This window comes from Oceanospirillum sp. (genome assembly GCF_048265165.1).
In the GTDB taxonomy this organism is placed as follows: domain Bacteria; phylum Pseudomonadota; class Gammaproteobacteria; order Pseudomonadales; family Halomonadaceae; genus Oceanospirillum.
In genome coordinates this window covers 25,482-38,306 of the sequence record NZ_JBLXCD010000012.1, presented here as the reverse complement: position 1 = coordinate 38,306, position 12,825 = coordinate 25,482, and the positions used below count along the sequence as shown (strand labels likewise).

Genomic DNA, 12,825 nt, shown 5'->3' with positions numbered 1-12,825 from the left:
CCTTATACCGGCTGACTGCGTAAGCAAGCAGCCCAAAAGAACCCCGCTTCCAAGAAGCGGGGTTTTTTTATGCCTGGAATTTAGAAATGCAGGCTATCTGGAGCTTTTCATCTGTTATCTGTGGGTATGATGCTCTCTGCTGAGATAAAAGTTTTTGTGAAGTTAATCCGGCTCGTAGGAAATCACCTGCTATTCAGGTTAATATGTGTGAATCCAACTTATTATGGAATAAGGTCACTTTATCAAAATGAGCGAAAATTCAGGACATTCCCCCGAGCTTGAAAGCATGGTCCAGCAGATGGTTCAGGGTTCTGTAGATAAGATGAAGGCAGAGCTTGTAGCTTATATCGATAAGAAGTTTGAAATAGCAGCTCTTACCTCAGACTCTTCCGGTACTTCAAATACAGAGGAAACGGAGGATTCTGATCCGATTACACTCAGTATGCTTATGTTGCAGATTGCGGCTATTTTTGAAAAGTTTGGCCACTATGATGAGATTTACCGCACCTATGGTATTGAAGCGGATGCTTTCCAGGATGAATGCAATGAAGTCCTTGATCTGATGCGTTACCAGGTTGAGCAAGTTGAATCTCAGCTGAAGGATTTCCAGAATCGTCTGCATATTGAGGAGAGTGGTGGCGAATCAGCCGTTCGGCATAACGCTGAGATACAGGAGAAATTTGAGATTCTTTCTAAAGATGTTCAGGAGAGCATTAGCCAGTTTGATCAATATGTTGATACTCAACTCAAGCAATTTGAAGACCTACCCCGGGTTGTGGAGGGTCTGCAGCAAGAACTGGAGAGAAAACAGGGTAAGAGTGAATCTCTGGTCAGGCTACAGGAACATAAGTCAGAAATGATTGCGAAGATTAAAGCAGCTGTTGAAGAGTTGAATCTGCAGCTACCGAAAGTTGTAAGCGCGCAGATTGAAAAAGCCCTGAAGAAATGATTCTTAGCAGCTTAGAATATAGAGACCTCAGATTTGTCCTCTGAGGTTTTTTTGGATGTTTTTAATTGTTTGGGATCAGGGCAATAGGAAGTAAGTTGTTTGATTTTGCGAAATGCTCAAGACGGCCATCTTCTTTTATATCCGTGACAAACTGATTAACCCGCTTCAGCCAATCGGGCTGCTCTTTTTTGACAGCATAGGCGTATTGGAACTGTCGAGTTGGTGACTTTGGTTCCAAAAGGGTTGCCCAGTCGTAGACCTTGATCATCTTCTGGCCATAAGGGTAGTCGGCGATAAAGACATCAGCCCGACCTGACCTGACCTCAATTTCCCGTTGGCTGTGCTTTATCACGGTCATCAGTTCTGCATTAAGAAGGTTGTTTCGCATGGCATTTTCCATATAAGTTCCTTTCTGGACGCAAACAACGACTCCTTGCTGGTCCATGGATTCCCAGCTGGTTACAACGGGGTTCGTTTTGCTGGCAATGCCATACATACCACTGCTTAGATAAGGCTCGCTGTAATCAATGCGTTTTGCACGGGCTTCTGTTTTGCCGATGCCGAACATAGCAATATCGCATCTGTTTTGCTCAATATCATTCATGAAGATGCCGAAATGAGTGGGCACATACTTAATGTCGACCCCCAGATCACGTGCAAATTCTTTAGACAGGTCTATATCAATACCTTCAAGCTGGCCTGTTTTCTTATTTTTGTAGGAGATAGAGAAATAATCAGGCCAGATGCAGACCCTAAGTATGCCGGCTTCAACGATGCTCTGCTCACGGGAAAGTTCAGCATAAGCCTGCTGAGTAACAAATAGATTAAAGAGCAGGAAAAGAAGTGCCGAACCAAGTAAGATTCGGCTGTTATTCTGTTTTGTCTCAAAGTGCCTGGTTTGTTGTTTCATTGAGAGTAACCTTTTCCCTAACGTTGTCATGTTGTTGAATATAACTGGCGGCCATTTTATTGCTTTTTATTCGGGTGTGATTTGATTAATAGCCTTTTCCTGCTGAAAAGCGCCCTGATTCGCCAGAAATGGATTTTTGGTGGCGCTACTCTTGTTTTAGCCTTTTTCTGGTTTGTATTACAACACACCATTGACCGCGGCGTCTCCCGAAGTCTTGCAGAACAGGATTCGAGTAATGCGCTCCTGGCCCATGCTCTGGAAGATTCTGTCGTGCGCTCATTTCAATCGGTCAATAGTACGATGATGAGTCTGGTGGAGAGTTTGCCTCAGCTTGAGGGGCGCTTTGAAATTGAAAATGTTCTCAGAGAGCGCCTAAGGACATCCCCTCAACTCAGGTCGCTCGACCTGTTAAACGCCAATGGTACAATCCAGGCCACGGTGACACGAAACGTAGGTACTAATCTGAGTTACTCCTGTGTTGAACGTTTGAAAGCGGATGTCATGGCAGAGTTCATTATCGGATTGCCTGAACCTGGGCGTTACCCGAATGACCCGTTTGCAAACCGAAGTAGTTTGAGCCATATCCCTCTTTGTATGCCGATTACAGATGAAATGGGTCAGTTGCAGAATATACTTATGGCATCCATTAACCCTCAGTATTTTGGCAATTTATTTAGTTCGGTTGGGAATACCCTGGGATCTTATGTTCATCTTTATCGTTATGATGGTGAGCTTCTTCTGGGGCATCAACAGGCCTTGCCTGATATCGGAAGGCTTTTGCCTCGCGTGAAGGAAACCAGCTGGGGGCAGTACCGTGAATCCATTGATGGCCTGAATTATCTCATCAGTTATCGCTCCACATCTTTGCTGCCTTTAATAACAGTTCTGATCTCTGATGAAGAAAGTGCTTTGTCCTCATGGAAGCATGATGAACGCATGATCAGCCTTTTTCTTCTGGCCGCATCAATAGTGACCGTTATTGTCGCGCTGACTATTGCCCTGTTGTTAGAGAAGCGACGCATGGTGCAAGGGGATAATATTCTACTTAGCACCGCGATCAGAAGTGCAGCGAATGCTGTTTTTATCACGAATCGCTCTGGTGACATTCATTGGATAAACAAGGCCTTTACACAGCTGACAGGTTACGGCTTTGAAGAGGTTAAGGGAAAGAACCCTAAAATTCTGAATTCGGGCTTTCACTCCAAAGATTTTTTTCGGGATCTCTGGAGTTCTATCCTGGCTGGAAAAAGTTGGCGGGGTGAGCTGATCAATCGCCATAAAAATGGTCACAGTATGACGGTTGAGCAGACGGTGACCCCTATACTGGATGAAAGAGGTGTGGCGGAGCATTTCGTTGCAGTACATGAGGATGTGACGGCCCGTAAGAGTGCTGAGCAAAAAGCTCTTTTTTTAGCTGATCATGATCCTTTAACGACGTTGCCGAATCGTCGTTATTTTGAGCAAAGGCTGTATCAACTGTTTCAGGATGAGTCACCGGGTCTTATTTCGATTTTTTTCATTGATTTGGATCGCTTCAAAGAGATCAATGACACCATGGGGCACGAAGCAGGGGATGCCCTGTTAGTCCATACATCAGACAACCTCAAAAGCATCTTGCCTGAACACTGTCTTCTTGCCCGTTTGGGTGGTGACGAGTTTGCTGTACTGGCCTCCAATAATGACGATTATGAAAGCCAGGCTCGTCTTGCGGAATTGATTATTAGCGCTGTAGCGCGCCCCTTTCATTATGATGACGGAGTATTCAGTGTGACCTGCAGCGTTGGTATTGCAAAGGGTGGATATTCCGCTCTGGATGCCTCCATGATGCTGCGTCAGGCTGATATGGCCATGTACCGGGCAAAGCACGATGGAAAGAATACTTATCGCTTCTTTGATAAGGCGATGGACGCTTTAATGAAACGTCGGGTTTTTTTGCAGCAACAGCTTGAGTTAGCGATTCATCGGGAGAAAGATCTGAGTTTAAGGTTCCAGCCTCAGGTTGATGCTGCTACAGGGCGGGTTTATGGCGCTGAAGCTCTTTTACGCTGGGAAATTTCAGCAGGTGAATGGGTTTCGCCTGCTGAATTTATTACTCTGGCTGAAGAAACGGGGCAGATATTGGAGGTTGGTACCTGGTTGATGGAAAATCTGTTTCAGCAGATGGCGAGTTGGAATGCTAAAGGTTTTCTTTTTGGCAAGATTTCTATGAACATATCATCGGTTCAACTTGCCCGCGAGGCTTTGGCACAACGTTTGCTTGATTTAATGGATAAATTTTCGATTCCCTATAATCAGATCTGTGCAGAGATAACTGAGACTACACTGATGGCTGACTCGGAGATGGTGACAGAAAACTTAAAATGCCTGAAGCAGGCAGGCATAACATTATCAATTGATGACTTTGGAACTGGCTACTCTTCAATGAGCTATTTGAAAGCTTTGAATGCTGACCATTTAAAGATCGATCGAAGCTTTGTGATTGGTATTGGTGCTAATGAATCCGATGAGCACATTGTCAGAGCGACCATGGCGTTAGCCCATAGCCTGGGTATGGAAACCGTGGCAGAAGGGGTTGATAGTGAAGAGCAGTTGGCGTTTTTGCAAAAATTATCCTGTGACTATATTCAGGGATATCTGTTTGCCAAGCCGCTGGAAGCTGGTGACTTTGAGGATTTTGTCAGCAGGCGTCAGTTGGTAATAAATACATCAGAGGGTGGTGAGTATGGTTAAAGGTTTTTGGTTTTTTCTTTGCATATTTCTAGGGTTGCCAGGATCTGTTAATGCTGAAGAAATCGGTTCTGTCAGTACTGTTTTTAAGATGTTAGGGCCCAATCATAAAATTGTGATTGAAGCTTTTGATGATCCTGATATTTCAGGTGTCAGCTGCTGGCTTGCTAGGGCAAAAACCGGTGGTATCAGTGGTGGCCTGGGATTAGCTGAAGACCCATCGGATGGCTCAATTGCTTGCCGTCAGGTCGGTAACATCACTCTGCCATCCGATCTGGAAGATGGAGAAAAAGTGTTTAATAAGCGTACCAGTCTGGTATTCAAAAGCCTGCAGGTTGTGCGTTTCTATGATGAGCATCGTCATACTCTGATCTACCTTGTTTATTCCGATAAGGTGATTGAGGGCTCACCAAAGAACTCAATCTCTGTCGTGCCTATTCAGGATAACTTTTAGGCTGTATAGGCAGCTAAAACAACGATTAGGTAACCAAAAAAATAATAAAGGATAAAGTGCTATGCCTGAGTCGGCTTCCCCGCAATCTGACCTTAAGCCCCTGAGCGGGCTTAAGATACTTGATTTCAGCACGCTCTTACCTGGCCCCTATGCATCTATGATTATGGCTGAGCTGGGTGCTGAGATCCTTCGCGTTGAATCACTCAGTCGGCCAGATCTGGTTAAAGGTCTGGAGCCTCAGATTGATGGAGTTTCAGCGGCGTACCGCCAGTTGAATGATAAGAAGTCAGTTTGTTATCTCGATCTGAAAACGCCTGAGGCTATTAACGAAGTTAAGACCTTAGTTAAGGACTATGACATTGTTCTTGAGCAGTTTCGTCCGGGGGTGATGGATCGTCTTGGTGTTGGCTATCAGGCATTGCGGGAAATCAACAGGCAGCTCATTTATTGCAGTATCACAGGTTACGGCCAGAGCGGGCCATATCGTGATCGTGCCGGTCATGACATTAACTATCTGGCGTTAAGTGGCCTTGCTGATTACAGTCGGCGTAAAGGGCAGGCTCCTGTGCCCCAGGGAATGCAAATCGCTGATCTTTCAGGGGGCTCTCACCAGGCTGTGATGGCAATTCTTGCTGCTGTTATACAGAGGCAGTTGCAGGGAAAGGGGCAGTATCTTGATATCAGTATGACGGATGCAGCATTTTCACTGAACGGAATGGCAGGAGCAGCTGCCCTTGCCGGAGGTGAACAACCTAAGGCTGAAATGGGCTGGCTTAATGGTGGGACTTTCTACGATTACTATGAAACATCTGATGGTCGTTATATGGCTGTGGGAAGCCTGGAACCTCAGTTTCAGCAAGGCCTACTTAAGGCTCTGGGCTTAAGCTCGCTGGCGGATAAGTGCGCTGATTTTAGTGCTGACAGTCAGCTTGAAGTTAAGACTGCAATACAGGATGCGTTTTTGTTGCAGTCGTTTGACTATTGGTGTCAGTGTTTTGCTCAGATAGATGCTTGTGTAGAGCCCGTTTTAACGTTTCAGGAAGCTTCTGAGCATCCGCAATTAACGGCACGCAATATGGTTAAACAAGGACGATATACATCCCAAATATCCCCTGCATTTGTTTTTTGTGAATGATTGCCCGGTATCATGGTTTTGCTAATTGTTGTTGTCGATCTGAATTAGATAGCACTCGTGTTGGTTTATTTAAAGGTATGTGTCGTTTGGTGATCGCTTTCTGATGCTTCCATGCAATCAGATGGCTACATTCGACTTTGTTTATTAGGTAATGATTGTTTTCTCAGGAAAAGGCCTTTTATGGAGCACCCTCAGCATTGTCCCTATTGCTATCAGAATACTTTGGCAGTAGTCCAGGCAAGTGACAGTATGCATTTTTAGGCTGCGGGAGCTGCCATGCTCGAGGGCCTCTTGTACCTCTGTCGGTCGTACCTACGATATTGCCGCATCTATCGGATGAGAGTCTGCTACGTACGGTTATTGATGAATCACCTGATATTATTTTGATGAAAAATTATGAGGGTGATTTTTTGCTCTGTAACCAGGCTCTTGCACGTCTTTATGATTCAACGCCAGAGCAGATGATCGGCAAATCCGATGCAGATTTTAACCCTGATACGGAACAGGTTAAGTTTTTTAAAGAGAATACTCAGGCCATTATGCGGTCAGGCAAGGTTGAAGTGGTTGAAGAAACATCCACCGATAACACGACAGGTGAAGTACGTTATTTTGAATCGATCAAAAAACCGTTAAAAGCACCTGATGGCCAGAATAGAATTCTTGTTATTGCCCACGATATTACTGAGCTGAAACGGGCGTACCAAACGATTGAAGAGAAAGAAAAACGTTATTCTTATGCTATGGAAGCAGCAGGCGAAGGTATTTGGGATTGGGATATACCGGCAAATACCGTACACCATAATAGAAAATGGTGTGAGCTTTTAGGCTTAGACAACAAACTGTCAGTGCATAAGATGGACGAGCTGGCGGATTTTATTCATCCTGAGGACCGTATTGCGATGATGTCCAGTCTTAAAGCGGCCCTGGACAGTGACGGTATATATAGCCATGAGCACCGCATGTTGAAAAATAATCAGGAGATCTGGGTTTATGACCGGGGTCGTGTCGTTGAGTATGATGCTCAGGGGAAGCCTTCCCGGATGGTGGGTAGTATCAGCGATGTTACCACACGTAAAAAGTACGAGCAGCGTTTGGCGGAAGCCAAGCGGGATGTTGAGAGAAGTAATGAACGCTTGGAACACTTGGTGAGTGAACGGACATCTGATTTGGCTCGGGTAAACCAAGAGCTAAAAGCGCTGGCGACTAAAGATGCGTTGACAGGGGTTGGTAATCGCATATTACTGAATTCCTGGTTAGCTGAGCAAGCGGCAAGCTTACCCATTATTGTTATTATGTTGGATATTGACCATTTTAAAGAGATTAACGACCAGTACGGCCATAAAACAGGTGATCGGGTCTTACAGTCTGTTGCGGCAAATTTAAGCCAATTTTGCTCATGTCATGACCTGGTTATACGGTTTGGGGGGGAGGAGTTTTTACTGGTGCTTCCTGATGAGGTTGTTGAGCAAGCTCATCTTATAGCTGAAGCACTGCGTCGGCATATAGAACAGTTACAGTCTGTTGCCGGTATCGGTGTCACCGTCAGTATCGGTCTAGCGGCGGGTTGTTGTGAAACCTTTGATGCCGCCTTGCATCAGGCCGACAAGGCGCTATACCGTGCTAAAAAGCTGGGGCGAAATCAGGTAGTGGCTGCTTAAATTATGGCTATGGTCTTCTTATGAGCTAGTGAATGCGTGAGGCACGCGGTTTTGGTGTGCCGTTATACCTTAATTTCGGACCTAAAAACGTTTTGTAACCATTCAGTAAATATACGCACTCTTGCTGAATGACTTCGATGTGGTGGATACAAAATATGAACCGGTGATGAGGGGGGAGGATAATCATCTAATAAGGTAACGAGTCTTCCTTTAACTAAATCCTGCTCAATATGATAGCGAGGCACTTGAATAATCCCCAGCCCCAACCGGCAAGCGGCGACCAATGTTTCGGCTGAGTTGACTTTCATCGATGATTTTAACGTTTTTGAAACGACATTTCGGCCAACCGTGAACTCCATTGGTAACGGTTCATTAGCGCTTGAGGATTGAAAAGCGACCGTCTGATGATGGACGAGTTCCTCTACATTTTCTGGGTGGCCGAATTGCGCTAGGTATCCCGGTGCGGCTACAGTGATTTCTTCCAATAGTGCAATTTGTTTAGCTATCAAATATTCAGACTTTGGTGTGCCGACCCTGAGAACACAATCGATACCCTCACTGACCAAGTCAACCAATTTATCATCCTCGCTGAGATAAAGCTGAATATCAGGATAGGCTGTTAGAAATTCAGGGAGGCGGGGGAGGACAAAATGCCTCCCAAGGGTGCCATGAACGTCTACTCGTAAGCTTCCTTTGGGTTGAAGTCCTGAAAAGTAATTTTCCATATCTTCAAAATCAGCCAGTAAGGAAAGACAACGCTGGTAGTACGCTTCTCCATCAAGTGTGGGAGTGACTTGACGTGTTGTTCGTTCCAGTAGTCTGACCGAAAGATGCTTTTCTATTTGTTTGATAGCATCCGTCACCGTGGAGCGTGGCAGATTCAAATCTTTGGCTGCCTGAGAAAAACTTCGCCTTTCATAGACGCGTGTAAAAACACGCATACTCTCTATTCTATCCATATTGTTTGTAATTCTCGGATTATGATGACGAATTTTAGTTAATTGTCCGGAATATGCAAAGTGTTAAGCTTATCCTTAATCTTAATACTTGGTTAATATAGGTGGCTAATATGAATGAACAAGACAAGAAAATCGCTATTGTTACTGGCGCATCACGAGGTATTGGCGCAGAAATCGCCAGACGTTTGAGTAAGGATGGTTTTACCGTCGTGGTGAATTACTCGGGTAGTGAAGCTGCGGCACAAACAGTGGTTAGCGAAATACTGGCACAAGGTGGTAGCGCTCTCGCTGTGAAAGCAGATGTCTCGAACTCAACTGAGGTAAGCGCCTTGTTTGATAAGGTGGAAGCGACCTATGGTGAAGCTGATATTTTAGTCAATAACGCTGGTGTCATGGAGTTGGCACCCTTGGCAAACGTTGAGGATCACAGTATCGAACGTCAGATCGATATCAACCTAAAAGGCACTATTTATGCTTTAAGAGAAGCGTCTGATCGTCTACGTGACGGTGGTCGCGTCATCAACTTCTCTACCACAGTTGTGGGTTTGAAGCTGGAAAACTACGGTGTGTACGCGGCGACTAAAGCAGCAGTTGAGACATTGACAGGCATTATGGCAAAAGAAATGCGTGGACGTAATATTAATGTCAACTCAGTGGCTCCCGGCCCAACGGCAACGGAGTTATTCCTTAAAGGCAAGCCAGATGAATTAATTGAGCGTATGGCAAAAATGAACCCTTTGGAAAGATTGGGCGCACCGGAAGATATTGCGTCTGTTGTGGCTTTCCTTGCAGGTCCTGATAGTGGTTGGATCAATGGTCAAGTGCTGCGTGCGAACGGTGGCGTAATTTAATGTCACTTGATTATCAAACCCACACGAGGGTATTGCTGATCGTCGGTAGTACTTCTGGACACTCGGTTAAGAACGTAAGATAACTAACCGAGGTAAAAAAATGACGACTAAGAAACCACTCAAAATCCATGCTACAGAGTTCAAAGAAGAAGCCGTTAAATTAAATTAGCTAATCAGATAGGTACTACAGCCGCAGCTAAGCAGCTTGATGTTAACAGCTCTCAGATATCGACCTGGCGCTCCAAGCTACAAAACAAATCTAATACGAGTCAACGAGAGGCTAAGCTTGCTGCTGAAGAAGCAATGATTGCAAACAGCTACAACTGAGCAGTGGCGTATGCTGAGAGTAAATGGTAACCGATTAGATAACCATTGATTGTTTATAACGCTGAGATCGGCGAAAATAGCCTCTAATTACGATTAACCCAACAAATCTGGCGAGGGAGCTACCTGAAATAAGGTATTTTCAGTCATGTGCTCAGATCTGTGTACAAATTAAAAGATTGCTTAATGTCAAATCCAACCGTTCTTAATGAAACCAATAAACGCCGTACCTTTGCTATTATCAGTCACCCTGATGCGGGTAAAACGACCATCACGGAAAAGCTCCTTCTGTTGGGTAACCTGATCCAGACAGCCGGTACCGTAAAAGGTAAGAAGAGTGATCGCCATGCGACGTCTGACTGGATGAGTATGGAACAGGAGCGTGGTATTTCGATCACGTCATCTGTGATGCAGTTCCCCTACAATGACCGGATGGTTAATCTGCTGGATACACCGGGGCACGAAGACTTCTCGGAAGATACCTACCGTACTTTGACAGCTGTAGATTCTGCATTGATGGTGGTTGACGGCGCGAAAGGTGTCGAGGACCGTACCATTAAACTGATGGATGTTTGTCGTCTGCGTGATACGCCGATTTTCTCGTTTGTGAACAAGATGGACCGGGATATTCGTGACCCAGTCGAATTGTTGGATGAAATTGAAGCGGTTCTAAAAATTCAGGCTGCCCCCATCAACTGGCCGATTGGCATGGGTAAAGAGTTTAAGGGGGTTTATAACCTCTATACGGATACCGTACATATTTTTACGCCCGGCAAAGGCCACACATTGCCGGAAGATCTTCGCATTGAGGGGTTGGATACCGATGAAGCCCGGGCGTTGATTGGTGATGAATATGATGACTTTGTCGAAGAGATGGAGTTGGTACGAGATGCTACCCATAAGTTTGACTCTGAAGCATTTCTGACTGGTAAGTTAACCCCTGTTTTTTTTGGTACTGCGCTAGCTAATTTTGGTGTCCGTGAGATGCTGAATAATTTTGTGGAGTGGGCCCCGCCACCAATTCCCCGGCAGACTGAAACCAGAGAAGTTGCTCCTGCTGAGGAGAAATTCTCTGGTTTTATCTTTAAGATTCAGGCCAATATGGATCCGAAACACCGTGACCGTATCGCTTTTATGCGGGTCTGCTCCGGCAGTTACCGTCGTGGTATGAAGATGAAGCATGTTCGTAGCGGTAAAGATGTCAAAATTGCTGATGCGGTGACGTTCCTGGCCGGTGATCGTGAAAATGTGGAGGAGGCCTGGTCTGGTGATATTATTGGTTTACACAACCACGGCACGATTCAGATCGGGGATACCTTTACTGAAGGAGAGGCTCTGAAGTTTACCGGTATCCCGCACTTTGCACCCGAGATGTTCCGTAGAGTTCGTGCTGTCGATCCTCTGAAAACCAAGCAGTTGCAGAAAGGACTTAAGCAGCTCTCAGAAGAGGGAGCCGTGCAGTTGTTTATGCCGATGAACAATAATGATCTGATTCTGGGTGCAGTGGGGCAGCTACAGTTTGATGTGGTGGTTTTCCGTCTTAAGGATGAATACAAAGTAGACTGCATGTACGAGCCTGTGAATGTCCAGACGGCTCGCTGGATTGAATGTGACGATCAGAAAATGCTGGATGAGTTCCGTCGTAAGAACAGTGATAACCTTGGGTTCGATGGTGCTGAGTTGCTAACCTATCTGGCACCGAGTCGTGTCAATCTGTCGTTGGCGCAAGAGCGCTTCCCGGATGTTCTGTTCCGTGCAACCCGGGAACATTGATTTCTGCCTTATGACTTCATAAACCACCTCGCTTTTAAAGCCAGGTGGTTTTTTTATATCTGCTGTCTGGTATGCCTTTGGCTGTGAATAGGCAACTTGATCGTATAGTCTTTTGTGGCACAGAAAACATACCGTCAAAGAGCCATAATAGCGGTATTCATCTACGACGATAATAATTATTAAATCTGGGGTTCTTTATGCTGACCGACAGCCACTGTCATCTCGATTTTAATGTGTTCCATCATGACCGGGCGATCCAGTTGCATCAGGCGTTTTCTGCTGGTGTACGGCGTATTGTTGTGCCATCTGTTGCGAGGCAATACTGGCAGCGTACGTTGCAACTCAGCGGCGAATTTTGCGGTGTCCGGTTATATCCTACGCTTGGACTACATCCTTTTTTTATAGCCGAGCACAGTAAAAGCGATCTGAATATATTAGATGGCTTACTGGCGCAATACTCCGGGCGGATTGCTGGCGTAGGTGAGATAGGACTGGATTTTTCCAAAAAAAAATATGACGGAGAATCTGTGCTGCAGGACAGTAAAGAGCAACAGCTGGAATTGTTTGAAAGGCAGCTCATCCTTGCGCAAAAGCATGAGCTGCCGGTTATTCTGCATGTGGTGAAAGCCCATGATCAGACGCTGAAGCTTCTCAGGCAATACCCGGATGTCAACGGTGTTGTACATGCTTATTCCGGTAGCCTGTCTCAGGCGGAGCAGTATATTAAACAAGGATTTAAGATTGGTGTCGGTGGAGCGATAACCTGGCCAACAGCGAAGAAGAAACGTGAGCTGTTTGCCCAGCTACCTCTTGAAAGCCTGGTTCTGGAGACAGATGCTCCGGATATGGCCCCGGATGGCCTGAAGGGGCAGCGTAATACCCCTGATCAGGTTGCAGTAATTGCGCGATTCCTAGCTGAGTGCCGTGATGAGCCAGTGAGCCTTATTCATCGAACGACGAGCGAAAATGTGGAGCAGGTTCTTCGTCTTACTGATCTCTGTTCATCCTAAACCAGGGGGAGTGAACGCAGGCAGTCCATTATCTATAAAAGTCTTTTAAAAGACTGTTTTTACTGAGGTTGTCAA

10 protein-coding genes are annotated in these 12,825 nt (G+C 45.6%); 8 read left to right on the top strand and 2 right to left on the bottom strand.

Translation table 11 applies throughout. From position 1 onward, the window contains the following. The first annotated feature begins 247 nt into the window (after positions 1-247). Positions 248-949 carry a hypothetical protein gene (locus ACN0R8_RS15855; RefSeq protein WP_417599130.1) on the top strand — a complete coding sequence of 234 codons (702 nt, stop codon included), beginning with the start codon at positions 248-250 and terminating at the stop codon, positions 947-949. Positions 950-1,010: 61 nt separating this feature from the next. On the opposite strand, the gene ACN0R8_RS15850 is transcribed toward ACN0R8_RS15855, so the two are convergent. Further along, positions 1,011-1,859, bottom strand: coding sequence for an ABC transporter substrate-binding protein (locus ACN0R8_RS15850; RefSeq protein ID WP_417599128.1), 849 nt, complete (start codon positions 1,857-1,859; stop codon positions 1,011-1,013). A gap of 81 nt (positions 1,860-1,940) precedes the next feature. Here ACN0R8_RS15850 and ACN0R8_RS15845 point away from each other — a divergent pair, with 81 nt between their 5' ends. The 4 genes from ACN0R8_RS15845 (at position 1,941) to ACN0R8_RS15830 (ending at position 7,833) form a co-directional block, all read left to right on the top strand. Then, positions 1,941-4,589, top strand: coding sequence for an EAL domain-containing protein (locus tag ACN0R8_RS15845; protein WP_417599126.1), 2,649 nt, complete (start codon positions 1,941-1,943; stop codon positions 4,587-4,589). Next, positions 4,582-5,040, top strand: a complete 459-nt coding sequence (locus tag ACN0R8_RS15840; protein WP_417599124.1) for a CreA family protein — start codon at positions 4,582-4,584, stop codon at positions 5,038-5,040. The genes ACN0R8_RS15845 and ACN0R8_RS15840 overlap by 8 nt, the downstream gene beginning before the upstream one ends. A gap of 61 nt (positions 5,041-5,101) precedes the next feature. Further along, positions 5,102-6,175, top strand: a complete 1,074-nt coding sequence (locus ACN0R8_RS15835) for a CaiB/BaiF CoA transferase family protein (protein WP_417599122.1) — start codon at positions 5,102-5,104, stop codon at positions 6,173-6,175. Between the two features lie 320 nt (positions 6,176-6,495). Beyond that, the gene (locus ACN0R8_RS15830; protein WP_417599120.1) at positions 6,496-7,833 is read left to right on the top strand and encodes a diguanylate cyclase; all 1,338 of its coding nucleotides are present in this window, start codon (positions 6,496-6,498) and stop codon (positions 7,831-7,833) included. Between the two features lie 62 nt (positions 7,834-7,895). On the opposite strand, the gene ACN0R8_RS15825 is transcribed toward ACN0R8_RS15830, so the two are convergent. Beyond that, positions 7,896-8,792, bottom strand: a complete 897-nt coding sequence (locus tag ACN0R8_RS15825; protein WP_417599118.1) for a LysR family transcriptional regulator — start codon at positions 8,790-8,792, stop codon at positions 7,896-7,898. 110 nt (positions 8,793-8,902) lie between these two features. On the opposite strand from ACN0R8_RS15825, the gene ACN0R8_RS15820 reads away from it, so the two are divergent. The 3 genes from ACN0R8_RS15820 (at position 8,903) to ACN0R8_RS15810 (ending at position 12,750) form a co-directional block, all read left to right on the top strand. Beyond that, the gene (locus tag ACN0R8_RS15820) at positions 8,903-9,643 is read left to right on the top strand and encodes an SDR family oxidoreductase (RefSeq protein WP_417599116.1); all 741 of its coding nucleotides are present in this window, start codon (positions 8,903-8,905) and stop codon (positions 9,641-9,643) included. Between the two features lie 510 nt (positions 9,644-10,153). Then, positions 10,154-11,740 carry a peptide chain release factor 3 gene (locus tag ACN0R8_RS15815; RefSeq protein ID WP_417599114.1) on the top strand — a complete coding sequence of 529 codons (1,587 nt, stop codon included), beginning with the start codon at positions 10,154-10,156 and terminating at the stop codon, positions 11,738-11,740. A gap of 197 nt (positions 11,741-11,937) precedes the next feature. Further along, the gene (locus tag ACN0R8_RS15810) at positions 11,938-12,750 is read left to right on the top strand and encodes a TatD family hydrolase (RefSeq protein WP_417599112.1); all 813 of its coding nucleotides are present in this window, start codon (positions 11,938-11,940) and stop codon (positions 12,748-12,750) included. The last annotated feature ends 75 nt before the right edge of the window (positions 12,751-12,825 follow it).

What these genes read in the sequence shown, in the direction of transcription:
- ACN0R8_RS15855 (WP_417599130.1), top strand. Translation starts at nt 248, where the DNA reads ATGAGCGAAAATTCAGGACATTCCCCCGAGCTTGAAAGCATGGTCCAG.
- ACN0R8_RS15850 (WP_417599128.1), bottom strand. Translation starts at nt 1,859, where the DNA reads ATGAAACAACAAACCAGGCACTTTGAGACAAAACAGAATAACAGCCGA.
- ACN0R8_RS15840 (WP_417599124.1), top strand. Translation starts at nt 4,582, where the DNA reads ATGGTTAAAGGTTTTTGGTTTTTTCTTTGCATATTTCTAGGGTTGCCA.
- ACN0R8_RS15835 (WP_417599122.1), top strand. Translation starts at nt 5,102, where the DNA reads ATGCCTGAGTCGGCTTCCCCGCAATCTGACCTTAAGCCCCTGAGCGGG.
- ACN0R8_RS15825 (WP_417599118.1), bottom strand. Translation starts at nt 8,792, where the DNA reads ATGGATAGAATAGAGAGTATGCGTGTTTTTACACGCGTCTATGAAAGG.
- ACN0R8_RS15820 (WP_417599116.1), top strand. Translation starts at nt 8,903, where the DNA reads ATGAATGAACAAGACAAGAAAATCGCTATTGTTACTGGCGCATCACGA.
- ACN0R8_RS15815 (WP_417599114.1), top strand. Translation starts at nt 10,154, where the DNA reads ATGTCAAATCCAACCGTTCTTAATGAAACCAATAAACGCCGTACCTTT.
- ACN0R8_RS15810 (WP_417599112.1), top strand. Translation starts at nt 11,938, where the DNA reads ATGCTGACCGACAGCCACTGTCATCTCGATTTTAATGTGTTCCATCAT.